The sequence below is a fragment of the Pseudomonas sp. nanlin1 genome (assembly GCF_045571515.1).
Classification (GTDB): Bacteria; Pseudomonadota; Gammaproteobacteria; order Pseudomonadales; family Pseudomonadaceae; genus Aquipseudomonas.
In genome coordinates, this window is record NZ_CP124218.1 from 1,946,956 (window position 1) to 1,963,790 (window position 16,835).

Annotated in this window: 15 protein-coding genes; 6 read left to right on the forward strand and 9 right to left on the reverse strand. The window is 61.6% G+C overall.

Annotation, left to right across the window (positions count from 1 at the left end; all coding sequences use genetic code 11):
* The first annotated feature begins 6 nt into the window (after window positions 1-6).
* Window positions 7-402, forward strand: a complete 396-nt coding sequence (locus QCL65_RS09180; protein WP_407315900.1) for a hypothetical protein — start codon at window positions 7-9, stop codon at window positions 400-402.
* 19 nt (window positions 403-421) lie between these two features.
* Here the strand turns inward: QCL65_RS09180 and QCL65_RS09185 are convergent, their stop codons facing one another.
* Window positions 422-817: a hypothetical protein gene (locus QCL65_RS09185; RefSeq protein ID WP_407315901.1), complete on the reverse strand. Its 396-nt coding sequence runs from the start codon at window positions 815-817 to the stop codon at window positions 422-424.
* Window positions 818-1,266: 449 nt separating this feature from the next.
* On the opposite strand from QCL65_RS09185, the gene QCL65_RS09190 reads away from it, so the two are divergent.
* Window positions 1,267-2,085 (forward strand): hypothetical protein, encoded by an 819-nt coding sequence (locus QCL65_RS09190; protein WP_407315902.1) that lies wholly within the window; start codon window positions 1,267-1,269, stop codon window positions 2,083-2,085.
* A gap of 33 nt (window positions 2,086-2,118) precedes the next feature.
* Here the strand turns inward: QCL65_RS09190 and QCL65_RS09195 are convergent, their stop codons facing one another.
* From QCL65_RS09195 to QCL65_RS09205, 3 genes are all read right to left on the reverse strand, one after another.
* Window positions 2,119-3,117, reverse strand: coding sequence for a sulfate ABC transporter substrate-binding protein (locus QCL65_RS09195; protein ID WP_407315904.1), 999 nt, complete (start codon window positions 3,115-3,117; stop codon window positions 2,119-2,121).
* Between the two features lie 93 nt (window positions 3,118-3,210).
* Complete coding sequence (locus QCL65_RS09200) at window positions 3,211-4,026, reverse strand: ion transporter (protein WP_407315905.1); 816 nt, start codon at window positions 4,024-4,026, stop codon at window positions 3,211-3,213.
* 16 nt (window positions 4,027-4,042) lie between these two features.
* Complete coding sequence (locus QCL65_RS09205; RefSeq protein ID WP_407315906.1) at window positions 4,043-4,651, reverse strand: TetR/AcrR family transcriptional regulator; 609 nt, start codon at window positions 4,649-4,651, stop codon at window positions 4,043-4,045.
* A gap of 255 nt (window positions 4,652-4,906) precedes the next feature.
* Between QCL65_RS09205 and QCL65_RS09210 the strand changes: the two genes are divergently transcribed.
* Entirely contained in the window at window positions 4,907-6,547 is a 1,641-nt protein-coding gene (locus tag QCL65_RS09210) for a methyl-accepting chemotaxis protein (RefSeq protein ID WP_407315907.1), read from the forward strand.
* Between the two features lie 364 nt (window positions 6,548-6,911).
* Entirely contained in the window at window positions 6,912-9,878 is a 2,967-nt protein-coding gene (locus tag QCL65_RS09215; protein ID WP_407315908.1) for a PAS domain-containing protein, read from the forward strand.
* A 154-nt stretch (window positions 9,879-10,032) separates the two neighbouring features.
* On the opposite strand, the gene QCL65_RS09220 is transcribed toward QCL65_RS09215, so the two are convergent.
* The 5 genes from QCL65_RS09220 to QCL65_RS09240 form a co-directional block, all read right to left on the reverse strand.
* Window positions 10,033-11,313 carry a TRAP transporter large permease gene (locus QCL65_RS09220; protein ID WP_407315909.1) on the reverse strand — a complete coding sequence of 427 codons (1,281 nt, stop codon included), beginning with the start codon at window positions 11,311-11,313 and terminating at the stop codon, window positions 10,033-10,035.
* A 1-nt stretch (window position 11,314) separates the two neighbouring features.
* The gene (locus tag QCL65_RS09225; protein WP_407315910.1) at window positions 11,315-11,842 is read right to left on the reverse strand and encodes a TRAP transporter small permease; all 528 of its coding nucleotides are present in this window, start codon (window positions 11,840-11,842) and stop codon (window positions 11,315-11,317) included.
* A 26-nt stretch (window positions 11,843-11,868) separates the two neighbouring features.
* Window positions 11,869-12,840 carry a TRAP transporter substrate-binding protein gene (locus QCL65_RS09230; RefSeq protein WP_407315911.1) on the reverse strand — a complete coding sequence of 324 codons (972 nt, stop codon included), beginning with the start codon at window positions 12,838-12,840 and terminating at the stop codon, window positions 11,869-11,871.
* A 62-nt stretch (window positions 12,841-12,902) separates the two neighbouring features.
* Window positions 12,903-13,793 (reverse strand): SMP-30/gluconolactonase/LRE family protein, encoded by an 891-nt coding sequence (locus QCL65_RS09235; RefSeq protein WP_407315913.1) that lies wholly within the window; start codon window positions 13,791-13,793, stop codon window positions 12,903-12,905.
* Window positions 13,794-13,841: 48 nt separating this feature from the next.
* Window positions 13,842-14,666: an NAD-dependent epimerase/dehydratase family protein gene (locus QCL65_RS09240; protein WP_407315914.1), complete on the reverse strand. Its 825-nt coding sequence runs from the start codon at window positions 14,664-14,666 to the stop codon at window positions 13,842-13,844.
* A gap of 227 nt (window positions 14,667-14,893) precedes the next feature.
* On the opposite strand from QCL65_RS09240, the gene QCL65_RS09245 reads away from it, so the two are divergent.
* Window positions 14,894-15,604 (forward strand): aspartate/glutamate racemase family protein, encoded by a 711-nt coding sequence (locus QCL65_RS09245; protein ID WP_407315915.1) that lies wholly within the window; start codon window positions 14,894-14,896, stop codon window positions 15,602-15,604.
* Complete coding sequence (locus QCL65_RS09250) at window positions 15,597-16,817, forward strand: PLP-dependent aminotransferase family protein (RefSeq protein ID WP_407315916.1); 1,221 nt, start codon at window positions 15,597-15,599, stop codon at window positions 16,815-16,817. Before QCL65_RS09245 ends, QCL65_RS09250 begins: the two co-directional genes overlap by 8 nt.
* The last annotated feature ends 18 nt before the right edge of the window (window positions 16,818-16,835 follow it).

Sequence of the window (16,835 nt, forward strand, 5' to 3'; positions counted from 1 at the left end):
CCTGCCATGAATGTTTTTGCTCGTATGACCGTTATCGGCCTGGCCCTGGGCATGAGTGCATGCGCCGTGCACCGCCCCGAACAGCCCCCGGCGCCGCCCATCGAAACCCTGCCGTCAGGCAGCCCCAGCACGCGCCCGGCGCCGCCTGTGGGCACGCCCACCACCCCAGCCAAACCCGCCCCACGCACCTCCGCCAGCTTCGCCCCACCCCCGGGCGGCGCCAGCCATTGGGACCCGAAACTGGGGGTCTACGTGCTGGAAAACCAGCCCGACACCTACTACCGCCAGCGCACCTATTACCGCTGGAGCGACGGCTGGACCTGGTCCACCAGCCCACAAGGGCCATGGGAGGCCACCGACGGCAATGGCGTGCCACCGGGGTTGGGGCGTATGCATCCTTGAGGGGTTGATTGCGGGTTATTCATTGGCCCAGTGAAGCCACGATCGATTTGCACGAAACCCTTATGTATCTACATTCGCTCAGCGCGATAACAAAGTGATCTAAAGGGGTCGATTTAGCTTCACTTGTCAACCAGTCATAATCTACATCGTCGGGACTTTTGAACCCCAGCTCTTCTAAAAACAGTTCCTCTATGCTCAGGATTTCTGGGGAGATAAAGAGTGAGTCGATCTTCTCGAATATCAAATTAACCGGTTGGCGATCTTCAGGCTCGCCCCAAGGCTCAAATCTGACATGTAGGGACTTTTTTTCAAAGTCGAATTCCATTTTGGCGGCGGTGAAATTGTTGTGTAAATCATACTCCGCACCGTTGAAGGCTATGGCGATGCTGTAGGGGATGGTGAAATTTCTAACCATGTTATTGCCGCTCCAAATAACGACGAGCCGTTCTTATATCTTGTTGATTGGTGGGGCGCTACGGCGGCCGTTGTCACGTTGGGGCATCTGCGCTGTTGCGCCTGGCCCCTTCCTTCCAACAGCGGGTTACTTTTGCGGCAAAAGTAACCAAAACCCTGGTCCCTACATCCGGCCCTACAGCGCTTGCTCGGCTCCTGCCTCGCACCCAGCTACGCAGCGTCTCCACTCGGCCTTCGGACGGCCCGTTCAATTTGTATTTGCAGGAGCAAGAGCAAGAGCAAGAGCTCGGGGCCAAGGCCCCTCCTACGTGCACCGAAATTGTGAGGGGCCCGGGCGGCGCTCCGCTCGCCCCCGAGCTCTTGAGTTTCTAACGATCAAAATCCCAAGCCATCAAGAATACCGTTCGTCCGCCGATACGCTCCTCGCACCCGGAGTATCGATGGAGTCCCATGAAGCATTTTTTCAATAAACCCTATTTGCTGCCCACGTTAATCAGCTTGGCCCTGCTGTGGGTCGGTACGCTTTGGTTGAGCCCCGCAGGCGTTTCAGTGCCCCGCTTGACCGGCGATGCGCGGTGGTTGGTGTTGGCTTTTGCGTTTTTGTTCTGTGTGTTTTGCTGGGTGGGGCTGTCGGTCTTCGAGTTTGGCGAGGTGGCCTGGGCGCGGGTGGATTACGCTTGGCTGTTGCTGGCTGGCTTGGCCCTGCTGGTACAGGGTGGTTCGGCGCAACACCATTACCTCAGCGTGGTGCTGTTGTTGCTGGCCGTGGCGTTGCGCGCGGCGCGGGTCAAGGGTGATATCGTGGTCAAGTCGCGGCAGCGCAGCACCGTCTGGCTGGTGGTTAACGGCCAGGTGGAGATCCCTTTGGAGAGCCTCCTGGAAATGAAGCTGCAGCGGGTCAAGGCGCGCCTGCAGCAATTGCTGCACGACTGGCGCGCCGCTGGGCTAAGCATGGTGCATGTGCAGCTCGACAACCGCACGTCCGAGGCCGCGCTGTCCACTGCCGTGCTGCCGATTCGGCCGACCTTTCGCGACAATGAATTTCGCCTGGACCTGGAGTTGGCCCTGGCCAGTTCCCCCTTGGGCCGCTGGTTGAGCAACCAGCAAATGGAAACCTTGTACCTGTTCGGGGTGATCGACCCGCGCCTGGTCAGCCGCCTGCAGCACTGGGGGCGGGAGAATGACGTGGAAGTGATCGTCGACATCGGCCACAGCTTGATGCTCGAAGAGCGGGTGCCGCACCCGGTGACCGAGCGGGTGATGAGTTAGCGGGCACTGTATGCAGCAGTGCCCGCTTAGGCGTTATTGACCCGAATAGATCTGGTCGAACACGCCGCCGTCATTGAAGTGAGTCTTCTGCACGGTACGCCAGTCGCCGAAGGTTTTCTCTACCGACAGGAAGTCCACTTTCGGGAAGCGGTCGGTGTATTTCGCCAACACCGCCGGGTCCCGTGGGCGCAGGTAGTTGGCCGCGGCAATGGCCTGGCCTTCAGGCGACCACAGGTACTTCAGGTATTCATCGGCAGCGGCACGGCTGCCTTTGCGTTCCACCACCTTGTCGACCACGCTGACCGGCGGCTCGGCTTCGGCGGAGACGCTGGGGTAGATCACTTCGAATTGGTCACGGCCAAATTCCCGAGCAATCATCTCGGCTTCGTTCTCGAAGGTCACCAGCACGTCGCCAATCTGGTTGGTCATGAAGGTGGTGGTGGCGGCCCGGCCGCCGGTGTCCAGCACGGGGGCCTGCTTGAACAGTTTGCCGACGAAGTCCTTGGCCTTGCTCTCATCCCCGCCGTTCTTCAGCACATAGCCCCAGGCCGACAGGTAGGTGTAGCGGCCGTTGCCCGAGGTCTTCGGATTAGGCACGATCACTTGCACGCCGTCTTTGAGCAGGTCGGGCCAGTCTTTCAGCGCCTTGGGGTTGCCTTTGCGCACGATGAATACCGTGGCCGAGGTGAACGGCGCGCTGTTGTTCGGCAGGCGCGTGACCCAGTCCTTGGGCACCAGTTGGCCGTTATCGGCGAGGGCGTTGATGTCGGTGGCCATGTTCATGGTAATGACGTCGGCGGGCAGGCCGTCGATCACCGAGCGGGCCTGCTTGCTCGACCCACCGAACGACATCTGGATGGTGATGTTCTCTTTGTGCTCCGCTTGCCAGTGCTTCTGAAAGGCCGCGTTGTAATCCTTGTAGAAATCGCGCATCACGTCGTAGGAAACGTTCAGCAATTGCGGCGCTGCCTGGGCAAAGCTACCCAGGGTCAGGCCGGCGGCCATAAGCGAGGCACTCAAGAGTTTTTTCACGTAAAGGTCTCTATGGAGTCAAAGGTAGGCGGCATTTTGCCAGCGACTATAACGGCGCGCTCACCCGCGTCGAAAGATCGATAACTGCTGTGCTTATTCCCGTTTGTTAAACAGCGCACTGCCGCAGCGCGAACAAAACGCGGCGGCGGCCTCGTGGTTGTCCTTGCGGCACTCGGGGCAGGGGTGTTTCTGCTGCTCGCCGCGCATGGCGTTGGCCAGTTCGGCGGTAAAGATACCCGTCGGCACGGCGATGATCGAGTAGCCGGTGATCATCACCATCGACGACAGCACTTGGCCCAACGGGGTCTTAGGCACGATATCACCGAAGCCCACGGTGGTCAGGGTCACGATTGCCCAGTAGATCCCCTTGGGAATACTGGTGAAACCATGCTCCGGGCCTTCGACCACGTACATCAAGGTGCCGAACACCGTCACCAGGGTCGACACGCTGAGCAGGAACACAATAATTTTTTGCCGGCTGCCGCGCAGGGCCGAGAGTAGGTAATTGGCTTGTTTCAGATACCGGTTGAGCTTGAGCACCCTGAAGATGCGCAACATGCGCAGTACCCGCACGATCATCAAATACTGGGCGTCGCTGTAATAGATCGCCAGTATGCCCGGCACGATCGCCAGCAGGTCGATCAAGCCATAAAAGCTGAAGGCATACCGCAAGGGTTTGGGTGAGCAATACAGGCGCAACAGGTATTCCAGGGCGAACACCAGGGTAAAGCCCCACTCGATCCAGGCGAATAGCCCGGCGTAGTCACGGTGGATGCTTTCAACGCTGTCGATGATCACCACCAGCAGGCTGGCCATGATGATCAACAGCAGCATTTTGTCGAAGCGGCGACCGGCGTCGGTGTCGCTTTGGAAGATGATCACATACAGGCGTTCGCGCCAGCTTTGCATAGGGTTACCCGCAGGGTCAGGCGTCCGGTGCGCAACCCTTGAGCACCAGGCGGAGGATGGTTTGGGTGGCGGCGGCATAATCGGCGTCGTCGAGCTTGGCTTTGCCGGTGACGCTTGCGATCTGCCAGTCGAAGTCGGCGTAGGTCTGGGTCGCGGCCCAAATGCTGAACATCAGGTGGTGCGGGTCGATGGGGGCAATCTGGCCACTGTCGATCCAACTCTGGATGCAGGCGATGTTGTGGCGGGCCTGGGCGTTGAGTTGTTCGACCTGCTCGGCGCTCAGGTGCGGCGCGCCATGCATGATTTCACTGGCGAACACCTTCGAGGCGAACGGCAGGTCGCGGGAAATACGCACCTTGGCGTGAATGTAGGCGCTGAGCACTTCATTGGGTTTGCCCAGGGGGTTGAATGGCGTCGATGCCTGCAGGATCGGCGCGATGATGCTTTCCAGTACCTCGCGGTAGAGGTTTTCCTTGGACTTGAAGTAGTAATAAACATTGGGCTTGGGGAGCCCGGCTTTCGCGGCGATATCGCTGGTCTTGGTGGCGGCGAAGCCTTTTTCGGCAAATTCTTCGCTGGCGGCGCGCAGAATCAATGCGGTATTGCGCTCGCGGATGCTGCTCATGGCTGAGGCGGGGTCCTTGGCTCTCGGGCAGGCAGTAGGTGGCCTGGCCGGGTGGTGCGGCATGGTAGCACTGGGTTTGCACGGGGCTCAAGATTTGCTCAGGTGGGCTATCCTCATGGGTAGGAAAGCACGCTCGTCGAAAATTGCGGGCAGCGCTGAACTATATTTTTAGCGTTAATGTCAATGTGATACTAGCGACGACTTCGTGGCGTCAAAAACATATCGATTTCCCACCCTCTTTGAGTTGTACCCATCATGAACTTCTTCAGTTATGCCCAGCTGTCGACCAAATTGCTCTTCTCGTTTGTATTGTGTGCGCTGATCACCCTGGCAGTCGGGCTAGTCGGTACTAATGGTGTGGGCCGCTTGTCCTCGGCATTGGAGCTGACGTTCTCGAATAACCTGGTCTCGGTGGCCAATACCGCCGAGACGCTGAGCAGCCTTACGGCGCATAACCGCGGCTTATATCGGGTGCTGGATGCCTCGGTCGGAGACGTCCCGAAAGAGGATCGTGACCGCGTACGCAATTCGTTGGCCACTGACCTTAAAAACGCTGAAACTGCCTTCAAGACCTACCGAGCCACGCCTCTGGAAGATGACGAGCGCGCCGCAGGCGATAAGCTCGAGCCACTATGGCCTAATTATGTGGCCAGCTCGGAGCGCATTGTTAGCCTGCTCGACAGCGGTGATGCCGGCGCGGCGCGCAACTTGATCAACGGCTTGAACAACGACCAGTTTCGCGAAATGCGCCAGCTGGTGCGGATCATGATCGAGTCCAATAACCGCCAGATCAAAGAAGGGGCCGCAGCCGCCACACACCTGCGCGATAACGTTTACACCACGCTGTTCGGCGGCATGGCCTTGGCTTTTATCATCGCAATCATCCTCGGCATCGTCATTACCCGCATGATCACCCGCCCCATCGCCGTTGCCGTGGCCAGCGCCAAACGCGTGGCCAGTGGTGACTTGACCCAGGCCATCAGTACCGATCGCAAAGATGAAACCGGCCAGTTGCTCAACGCTCTGGCAGATATGCAAACCGGCCTGAAAACTACCATCAGCGAAATCGCCAGTGCTTCTGACCAACTGGCCTCGGCCGCTGAAGAACTGAGCGCCGTGACCGACGAAAGTACCCGTGGCCTGACCCGCCAGAACGACGAGATTCAGCAGGCCGCCACGGCGGTCAATCAAATGACCGCTGCGGTGGAAGAGGTTGCACGCAATGCGGTGTCCACCTCCGAGGCCTCGAACCAGGCCAGCCTCGAGGCGGCCGATGGCGGCAGGCAGGTCGAGCAGGCGGTGCAAGGCATGACCAGCATGGTCAGGGAAATCAACGCCTCTACCCAGTCGGTCGCGACCCTGGCGGGTAATGTGCGCGACATTGGCAAGGTGCTGGATGTTATCCGCGCCATCGCCGAGCAGACCAACCTGCTGGCGCTCAACGCGGCCATCGAAGCCGCTCGTGCGGGCGAGCAGGGTCGTGGCTTCGCGGTGGTGGCCGATGAGGTACGCGCCCTGGCGCATCGCACCCAGGCCTCTACCGTGGAAATCGAAGAGATGATCGGCACGGTGCAGGCGGGGGCTGACGGCGCCGTGGCGGCCATGAACAAGAGTTTGACCTTGGCCACCAACACCCAGGATCAAGCCCTTGAAGCCGGTAAGGCGTTGGAGCGAATCACCCGCGGCGTGTCGAGCATCAATGAACGCAACTTGGTGATTGCCTCTGCCTCGGAAGAACAGGCGCAGGTGGCCCGCGAAGTCGACCGCAACCTGCTAAACATCCAAGACCTGTCGACCCAGACCGCCGCCGGCGCCAACCAAACCAACGCCTCCAGCCAAGAGCTGTCGCGCCTGGCGGGTTCCTTCAACGTGCTGGTGAGCAAATTCAAACTGTAAAATGGCTCATGGCCCCAAGCTGTTGGTGTGGTTAAAAGATCGGGGGCAAGCCCCCTCCTACGGATAATGTCGCGTAGGAGGGGGCTTGCCCCCGAGCCTTTTACCTATTTACCTATTTACCTATTTACCTATCAGAAAATCAGCTTGAACAACGCGATTACAACAATCAAGCCAATAATAAAAATAATGCCAACGGTGCCGCCGAGAAACTTCAACATGGGGTGCTCCTGCTTTTACGAAAGGGTGTTACCTGACTAGACCCCCCAGCGTGTGCACCGTTTCATCGGGTTTGCTGGAACCTTTTCACTTGCGCCGTGATCTGTTTGCTGAGATTAAAACCCCCTTCCTTCGCAGCGCGAGAGCCATGCCAACCGACCCTGTGCGCAATGCCTTGAATTTTCTGCGCGACGGCGGTGAGATGGGTGCGCTGATGCGTGCCCATGACTGGTCGGCGAGCAGCCTCGGCCAACCCGAAGCCTGGCCACAAAGCCTGCGCACTGCAGTGCGTCTGATATTGAACACGCGCCACCCCATGTATCTGTTTTGGGGCGAGCACGCGCTGTGCTTCTACAACGATGCCTACTCCCAATCATTGGGCCCCGAGCGCCATCCATCGTCACTGGGGCAGCCAGCGCGGCAGGTATGGGCTGAAATCTGGGAACTGCTGGGGCCACAGCTGGAACAAGTGATGGCGGGGGGCGAGGCCACTTGGTTCGAAGACCAGGCCATGACCGTCACCCGCAACGACGCCAGGGAGGAGGTGTACTGGACCTACAGTTGTAGCCCGGTGGATGACGACGGGGCAGCTGGTGGTATCGGCGGCGTGCTGGTGGTGTGCAACGAAACCACCGCCCATGTCCTCAGCGAACAGCGCCGCAGCCTGGAGCGCGACACCTTGGCGCAGTTGTTCGAGCAGGCACCGACCTTTATGGCGGTGTTGCGCGGCCCCGAGCAACGCTTCGAGCTGGCCAACCCTGGCTATATGCGGCTGGTGGGCGACCGCCCGGTGATCGGCCGTACCGTCGCCGAGTCGCTGCCGGAGGCGGTGGATCAGGGCTATCTGCGGCTGCTGGAAGAAGTCTTCGACAGTGGCCAAGCCTACTCGGCCAACGGCGCGGCGTTTGCCGTGCAGCTAAGCCCCAACGGGCCGCTGGAAGAGCGTTTTGTCGATTTCGTCTACCAACCCATCAAAGACAAACAGGGCAAAGTCACCGGCATTTTTGTCGAGGGGGTCGATGTCACCGTCCGCGTCCAGGCCGACCAGGCGCTGCGCCAGAGTGAGGCGCTGATGCGCCTGGTGGTGGAAAGCGCCAGCGATTACGCGATTTTGACCACCGACCTGGGCGGCTACATCACCAGTTGGTCGGCCGGTGCCGAACGTATCTTTGGCTGGACCAACGATGAGATTCATGGGCGCAAGGCGTCAGTGTTGTTCACTGAACGCGACAGGGCCTATGGGGTTGATGAACACGAGCTGCTGCGGGCTGCCCGCGACGGTTGCGCCAACGACGAACGCTGGCACGTGTGTAAGGACGGCTCGCAGGTGTTCATGCGCGGCTCGGTGCACCCGCTGCCTGCGGATGCCACGGGCAGTGGCCAGGGCTTTTTGAAGATTGCCCGTAACGAAACCGAACGCCGCCACGCCGAGGCCCGCAGCGACGCATTGGTGCGTTTGAGTGACAGTTTTCGCGCGCTGCGCGACCCGGCGGCCATGGCCTTCGCCGCTGCCGAAATCCTCGGCCAAGCGCTTGACCTCAGTCGCGCCGGCTACGGCACCATTGATGCCGAGCGCGAGCTGCTGCGGGTCGAGCGCGATTGGAACGCCCAGGGCAGTGAGACTTTAGTCGGCGAGTTGCACTTGCGCGCGTATGGCTCGTTTATCGACGACCTCAAGCGCGGCGAAGTGGTGACCATCGACGATGTCAGCCAAGACCCGCGCACGGCGCCGTTCGCGGCTGCTATCAGGGGCCACAACGTGCGCGCGTTGGTCAACGTGCCCGTGATAGAGCATGGCCAGTTGGTTGCGATGCTTTACCTCAACAGTGCCGACGTCCGCCAGTGGTCGGACCAGGACCTGGCGTTCATTCAGGAGATGGCCGATCGCACGCGTATGGCGGTAGAGCGCAGCCGCGGCGAGCTGGCATTGCGCGAGGCAAACGAAACACTGGAAGCTAAGGTTGAGGCGCGCACCCGCGACCTAATGCGCGCCGAAGAGGCCCTGGGCCATGCGCAGAAAATGGAAGCGGTCGGGCAGTTGACCGGGGGCGTGGCCCACGATTTCAACAACCTGCTCACCGTGATCAAGTCGTCCACCGACCTGCTCAAGCGCCGCGAACTGCCCCACCAGCGCCGCGAGCGCTATGTCGAGGCCATCTCTGATACCGTCGACCGTGCCGCCCGTCTTACCGGCCAGTTACTCGCCTTCGCACGCCGCCAGGCGTTGCAGCCGGAGGTGTTCGAAGTGGGCCAAAGTGTGCAGACTTTGGCCGAGATGGTCGGCACCCTGACCGGTTCGCGCATTGGCGTATCTTTGGAGCTGCCGCAGCAGCCATGCTTTATCAATGCCGACCCGAGCCAGTTCGACACCGCAGTGGTCAACATGGCCGTCAATGCCCGCGATGCCATGAATGGCGAAGGCCAGTTGACCATCGTGGTCGCGCCCGTGTCGCAAGTGCCGGGTAGCTACCCGGCCATTATGGGTGACTATGTGGCGGTGTCGCTGCGCGATACCGGTGAGGGCATCAGCAAGGAGCAGATCGGCCAGGTTTTCGAGCCGTTCTTTACCACCAAGGGCGTAGGGCAGGGCACGGGGCTGGGGCTTTCCCAGGTATTTGGCTTCGCTAAGCAGTCAGGCGGTGAAGTTCAGGTCAGCAGCGAGCCGGGCCAGGGCGCCACGTTCACCCTGTTCTTACCAAGGGTGGCAGCGGCCCCCGCCGCTGCTCCGGTGGCCGAACCCGCCGAGTTAGTCGACGGGCACGGCACTCGGGTGCTGATGGTTGAAGACAACCCGCAAGTGGGCGGTTGTGCGGTGCAGACGCTCAGTGAACTGGGCTATGTGCCAACCTGGGCGAACAACGCTCGGGAAGCGCTGGAGGTACTGGCCAAAGACCCGCGCCGCTTCGATGTGGTGTTTTCCGATGTGATCATGCCGGGCATGAACGGTATCGAACTGGCCCAGGAAATCCGCCGGCTTTACCCTACGTTGCCGGTGGTGTTGACCAGTGGTTACAGCCACGTACTGGCGCAGCAGGGCACCCATGGGTTCGAACTGCTGCACAAGCCCTATTCGGTGGAGCAGCTGTCGCGCATTCTGCGTAAGGCGGTGGTGTAGGAGGGGGCTAGCCCCCGATCTTTTGCTCTTACACCGGCGCCGTCTGCATACACCGGCCGCTGCCGCAGCCTCTCGGGGCCAAGGCCCCTCCTACGATCCGCGACACATTGCGTAGGAGGGGGCTAGCCCCCGATCTTTTCCCACAAACCACCCCCTACAACACCAAATGCGGCAACCACAACGACAACGCCGGCACGTAGGTCACCAGCATCAACACCAGAAACAACACAGCATAAAACGGCAGCAGCGCTTTGACCGTCGCTTCAATGGTGACCTTGCCCACCGCCGCCCCCACGAATAGCACCGCCCCCACAGGCGGGGTTATCAGCCCGATGCCCAGGTTCACCAGCATGATCATGCCGAAATGCACTGGGTCGACACCGATGCCCAACACCACCGGCAGTAGGATAGGGGTCAGAATCAGGATCAACGGGGCCATGTCCATCACCGTGCCCAGCAGCAAGAGCATGGCGTTGATGCACATCAGGATCACGTAGCGGTTGTCCGACAGGGTCAGGAACATTCCGGTGATCTTGGTGGGGATCTGCATCAGCGTCATCACATAGCCGAAGCTGGCGGCAAAGCCGATCAGGATCATCACGATGGAAATGGTCCGCACCGTGCGGTGCATCAGCTTGGGCAACTCGCGCCACTTGTAGTCACGGTAGATAAACATGGTCACGAAGAACGACCACAGCACTGCAATCGCCGCCGACTCCGTAGCCGTGAACACCCCCGACAAAATACCGCCCAGGATGATCACCATGGCCATCAAACCCCAGAGCGCATCGGCGCAGATTTTCAGGGCCTGGCGCAGCGGTACGACTTCACCTTTGGGGTAATTGCGTTTTTTCGCGAAGATCAGGCACAGCACCATCAGGCATGCACTCATCAGCAAGCCTGGAACGATCCCCGCCATGAACAGCGAGGCGATGGAAACGCTACCGCCCGCTGCCAGCGAGTACAGCACCGAGTTATGGCTGGGCGGGGTGAGCAGGGCCTGCACCGAACCGCTCACGGTCACCGCAGTGGAAAACTCGCGCGGGTAGCCTTTGCGTTCCATCTCTGGAATAAGCACCGAGCCGACCGACGCCGTGTCGGCCACCGAGGAGCCGGAAATGGCCCCAAAGAAGGTTGACGCAACGATGTTGACCAGCGATAGGCCGCCGCGCACGAAGCCCACCAACACCCCGGCAAACGCCACCAACCGCCGCGACATGCCGCCCTCGGCCATGATCGCGCCGGCCAGCACGAAGAAGGGAATCGCCATTAGGGAGAACTTGTTCACCCCACCGGCTACTTGAATCATCATGGCCTGCAGCGGTATGTCGATCCACCAGGCACCGATCAACGCCGACAGGCCCAGGGCATAGGCCACCGGCATGCCGATGAGGATCAGCGCGAGAAAGCTGCCAATCAAAATTAATGCGTCCATATCAGGCAGCCCCTTCGCTTTCTTCGACCAGGTCGAAACGCACCACACGGCGCTGGCTTTGGTCGCCCAGCAAGAGTTTTTCCAGCACGAAAATCAGGGTCAGCAGCCCACTGATCGGGATCGGCATGTAGGTGATACCCACTCGGACGCCGGGCAGAGCGCTAACGAACTGATTCCAGGTGGTCAGGCACAACTTGGCCCCCCACACGGTCATGAACAGGCAGACCAACGCCATGCACACCTGGGCGAACACGCTGACCCCACGTTTGAGCGCGGGCGGCAGGCGGTCGGTCAGCACCGCCACCGCCATGTGAGCGCCTGCCCGGTAGCTGGCCGCCGCACCGATAAAGGTGAACAGCATCATCAGCAATATCGCCGTCGGCTCCGGCCAACTGGCGCCGGTGCCGAGCACATAGCGGGCGAAGATGCCCCAGGGGATGATCAGGCTGACCGCCAGGACAGCCAGCCCGGCCACCCAGATACAGGCCATATAAAGCGCGTCGAGCACGCGCAGCAGTGAGTTTGTCATCGCGGCGATTCCTGCGCAGGCACGGGTCAGTTCACAGCTTCAATGCGCTTCATCAGGTCGGCGTAGGGCGCGCCATATTTTTCCCGCACCGAAGCGGTGGCGTCGTTGAACGGCTGGCGGTCGACGGTGATGTATTCCACCCCGGCGGCCTTGAGTTTCTCGTTACTGCTGGCGACCTTTTTGTCCCACAGTTCGCGCTCGTTCATCTGCGCCTGGCGGGCGGCGGTTTTGACCAGGGTCTGTTGGGCGGGAGTGAGTTTTTCCCAGGTGATTTTCGACATCACCAACAACTCTGGGATGATCAAATGGCCGGTGAGGGTGTAGTACTTGGCCACACTGAAATGGTTATGTTCCAACAAGGTCGGTGGGTTGTTTTCCGCGCCGTCGACTACCCCGGTTTGCAAGGCGCTGAACACTTCGCTGGTGTCCATGGCGATGCCGTTGCCACCCATGGCGTTCATGGTGTCGAGGAACACCGGGTTGCCGATCATGCGGATCTTCATGCCCTTGAGGTCGGCAATGCTGCGCACCGGTTTTTTCGTATAGAGGTTGCGGGTACCGCCGTCCATCCAGCCGAGGGCGACCAGCTGGAATTCCGATTGGGTGATTTTATCCAGAATCTCCTGGCCCACTTCGCCGTCGATGACCTTGCGCATGTGCGCCTCATCGCGGAACACGAACGGCAGGTTGAACACGTTGACATCGGGCACCACGGGGCCGACTACGCCCAGGGTGACCCTGGCCAGCTGGATCGCGCCCAGTTGTACCTGTTCCACCACTTCTTTCTCGGTTCCCAATACGCCCCCGGCGAACATCTGCAGCTTCAGCTCACCGTTGCTTTGTTGCTCCAGGGTTTTGCCCATCTGCTCCACGGCAAGCACCGTCGGGTAGCCGGCCGGGTGGGTGTCCGAGGCTTTCAGGGTTAGCGCGTTGGCCCACTGCGGTAGCGCTAAAGCCAACGGCAGCGCCGCCAGCAACAAGGTTTTTTTCACGTTCATCGGGTGTTTCTCCTGATTATTATTGTGGGTGAACGAACAACGAGGTGAAGCGAAACTGGGCTTTATGTACGGGTGCCGAACGGGGTTTCCTCCAGGCCGCAAACGCCTGGGTTCAAGGCAAATACACCGCCGGCCAGCGGTTGCTCGCTGAGGTCGCCACCTGGGCGGATCGAGGTGATGAACAACGTGTCCAGGCGCGGCCCGCCAAAGGCACACATGGTGGGCTTCAAGACCGGCACCTGCAGCGAGCGGTCGAGCTTGCCTTGCGGAGTAAAGCGATGGATCAGCCCGGCGTCGTTGGCGCAGGTCCAGTAGCAGCCGTCTACATCCACCGCGGCGCCATCGGGGCGGCCTGGGTGCTGGTTCATGTCGACGAACAGGCGCCGCTGGCCGGGGGTGCCGCTGTCGAGGTCGTAGTCATAGGCCCAGATCTGCTGCGATTTGGGGTGCGAGTCGCTCAGGTACAGGGTGCGCCCGTCGGGGCTGAAGGCCAGCCCATTGGGCACGATCAAGGGGCTGATAGCAGGGTCCAGGGGCCTGCGCTGGCCTTGCTCATAGCGATACAGGGCACCGACGGCGGCGCCGACAGCCATGTCCAATAACATCGTGCCGGCCCAGAAGCGCCCTTGGCGGTCGCAGCGGCCATCGTTGAAGCGCATCGCTGGCTGCGCATGTTCGACGCCTGCCAGAGCCTTTGCATGCAGTTGCTCGCCATCGATGCGCAGTTCGAACAGGCCGCTTTCCAGCCCGGCGATCCATTGGCCCTGGCCGCTTTGAGCGATGCAGGCAAGCATCTGCGGGGCTTGCCAACGTTGCTGCTGGCCACTGGGCAGGTGCCAGCGGTGCAAGCCGCCGCTGGGAATATCGACCCAGTACAGGGCCTGTTCCGCCGCGCTCCAGACCGGGCTTTCGCCCACGGCGTTGCGTGCATCTACGATTAATTCGGGCGTCATCGCTACATTCCTTTGTGCTGCAGTGTCGGGCCGTGCAACCGGGGCGCCTCAAGCGTCGTCGAACGGCCCCTGGGCCACGAACGCGCCGCCTTGGTAGATCATCGCCGGGTCGCCGGGCTCGGGCTGCGGCTGGGCCTCGACCTCGGCGCGGAAGGTCTCCGAACTGTCCTGCGGGGCGTAGCCCAGCCTGGCGGCCAGGTGGTTGTCCCACCACACGGTTTTGTTCGCCGACACGCCGTAGACCACCGTATGGCCGACCTCGGGAACGGCCAGCGCTTTGACGATCAACTGCGTGAGGTCGGCGAAGCTCAGCCAGGTGCACAGCATGCGGCGATTCTGCGGTTTCGCGAATGAGGAGCCGATACGCAGGCTGACGGTCTCGATGCCGTAGCGGTCGAAGTAGAAGGTCGCCATGTCCTCGCCGTAGGCTTTCGACAGGCCGTAGTAACCGTCGGGGCGCCGTGGCGCGTGGGCGTCCAGGGTCTGCTCCTGGTGGTAGAAGCCGATGGTGTGGTTGGAACTGGCAAACACCACGCGTTTGACCCCATGGCGCCGCGCGGCTTCGTAGATATGAAATACGCCGCTGATGTTAGGCCCCAGAATCTCCTCGAATGGCCGCTCCACCGAGACGCCACCAAAATGCAGAATGGCATCGACGCCCTCGACCAATTGGTGCACCGCGTGTTTGTCGCTCAGGTCGCAGGGCCAGACCTCTTCGTGGGGCCCGGCGGCGGCTGGCATCGGCGCGATGTCCGACAAGCGCAATATTTCGCAGTGGGGTTTCAGGCTTTCGCGCAGCACGGTACCCAAGCCGCCGGCCGCGCCAGTGAGTAGCAGACGGTGCCAGGGCTTTGAGCTGGAGAGGGTGGTCATGCGGGGCATTCCTTTGTTATTGGTTTTGTTATCGGTCATCGTATGACGTAGCTACAGTATTGAGCGTGCCACCGGTTTGTCAAATTCGACTTTTGGCGGGGGTAGGGCAGACCCATGCCCTGACGGAATGACGTCGCGCGTAATCCTCGCTTGCCGCATGCCGGTAGCGCTCAGATACTGCGGGGGCGTTTGCGCGCTATCACGCCCTCTCAACCTGGACCGCGCCCATGCCGGACACCCTTGGCGTCATCAAGCTGCACACTCACTTCCCGCGGCCGCTGGGGGATATCGGTCACCCCGGCTCCTTCAGCGGGCCGGTGTTGTTCGACACCGTGGCCTCGGCCACCCCAGCCTCCGTGGTGACCCCAGGGCAGATCGCGGCGGCGGTGCAGGCGGACCTTATCGCCGCCGCTCAGCGCCTGGTAGCCCAGGGCGCGACCTTGATCACCACCTCATGCGGCTTCGTTTGCGCGGTCCACGATGTGCTCGCCGGGGCTATCGAGGTGCCTTTGGTGTCTTCAGCGCTCAACCTGGTGCCCGCCCTCAGCGCCGAGCTGGCTCCAGGCAAACGCCTGGGGGTATTGACCTTCGACGGCCGGGTGCTATCGCCCAGGCACTTCGGGCGCTTTTGGGCCGACACGGTGGTGATCGAAGGGATCGAGCAGGGCCGCGAACTCTACCCGGTGATCCAGCAAGACCTCAGCACCCTCGACCCACAGCGCGCTGAGGCCGACGTGCTGGAAGCCGCCGAACGCTTGCTGCAACGCCACCCCGACTGCGCCGCACTGCTGCTGGAATGCACCAACCTGCCGCCCTATGGCGCCGCCCTGCGCGCCCGTTTCGCTTTGCCGCTGTTCGATATTTTCAGTGCCCTGCAGCGGGTTCGTGCTGATCCCGCCTTTGCCCTCGCCCTGTCCCCGGAAAGCCGCCATGCCTGATGTCCACTATCGCTTTAGCCCAGCCTTCCAAGCGCCCACCGGCTCGGCCATTCGCGAGCTGTTCAAGTACCTGTCGCTGCCGGGCATGATCTCGTTCGCGGGCGGCTACCCGCCGCCAGAGTTTTTCGACCGCGAAGGCTTGCGCCTGGCTGCCGAGCGCGCCTTCGCCGAGGCCCCGCTGGACTGCTTGCAGTATGGCGCGACCGAGGGCTTGCCCGTGCTGCGCGAACAACTGGCGGGGTTGATGCTGCGGCGCGGCGCCAGTGTGTGTGCCGATGACATCGTGGTTACCACCGGTTCACAGCAAGGCCTTGACCTGCTCATCCGGGTGTTGCTCGAACCCGGCCAGAGCGTGCTGGTGGAGCGGCCCACCTACCCGGCGGCGTTGCAGGCCTTGCGCATGGCAGGCGCCCAGGTGCTGAGCGCCGCGACCGACGCCGAGGGGCTCGACACCGACGCCCTGGCGGCGCAGTTGGCGGCCTTGCCCCGCGGCCAGGTGCGCTTGCTCTATTGCGTACCCACATTCGCTAACCCGACCGGTGCCTGCCTGCCACTGGCGCGACGCCTACAGGTGCTGGCCCTGGCGGCGCGCCATGACCTGTTGATCATCGAAGACGACCCCTACGGCGCCCTGCGTTTCAGCGGCGCAGAGGTGCCTTCGCTGTTGGCGTTAAGCCGCGAGGTGGAAGGCTCGGTAGGCCGAGTGATGCACTTGGCCAGCTTGTCCAAAGTGTTGGCACCCGGGCTGCGCGTCGGCTGGATGGTGGCGCCTGCTGCGGTGCGCCAGCGCTGCTTGATCGCCAAGCAAACGGTCGACCTGTGCACCTCACCCTGGGCCCAGCGCATTGCCGCGCACTACCTGGCCAGTGGCGCACTGCAGCAGGCGCTGCCGGTGTTGGCCGCTGGCTATCGGGAAAAATGCCAGCGAATGTTGGCCGGGCTCGAACCGCTCGAGTCGCTGCTCAGCGTGAGCCCGCCCGCAGGCGGCATGTTTATCTGGGCGCGCTGCCGGGCGGGTATTGATGCGCAGACGTTGTTCAACGCTGCCGTCGCGGAAAACCTGGTGTTCGTCCCCGGTGCGCCGTTCCACCCCGACCAGCCAGACCCCAGCAGCCTGCGCCTGTCCTTCGCCGCCCCCAGCCTGGAGCAGATCGACCGCGGCGTCGAACGTTTACGCCGGGCCTTTGAGCGCTGCGGTATAGTCCCGAATTGAGGTGTTTTTACAAGAGGA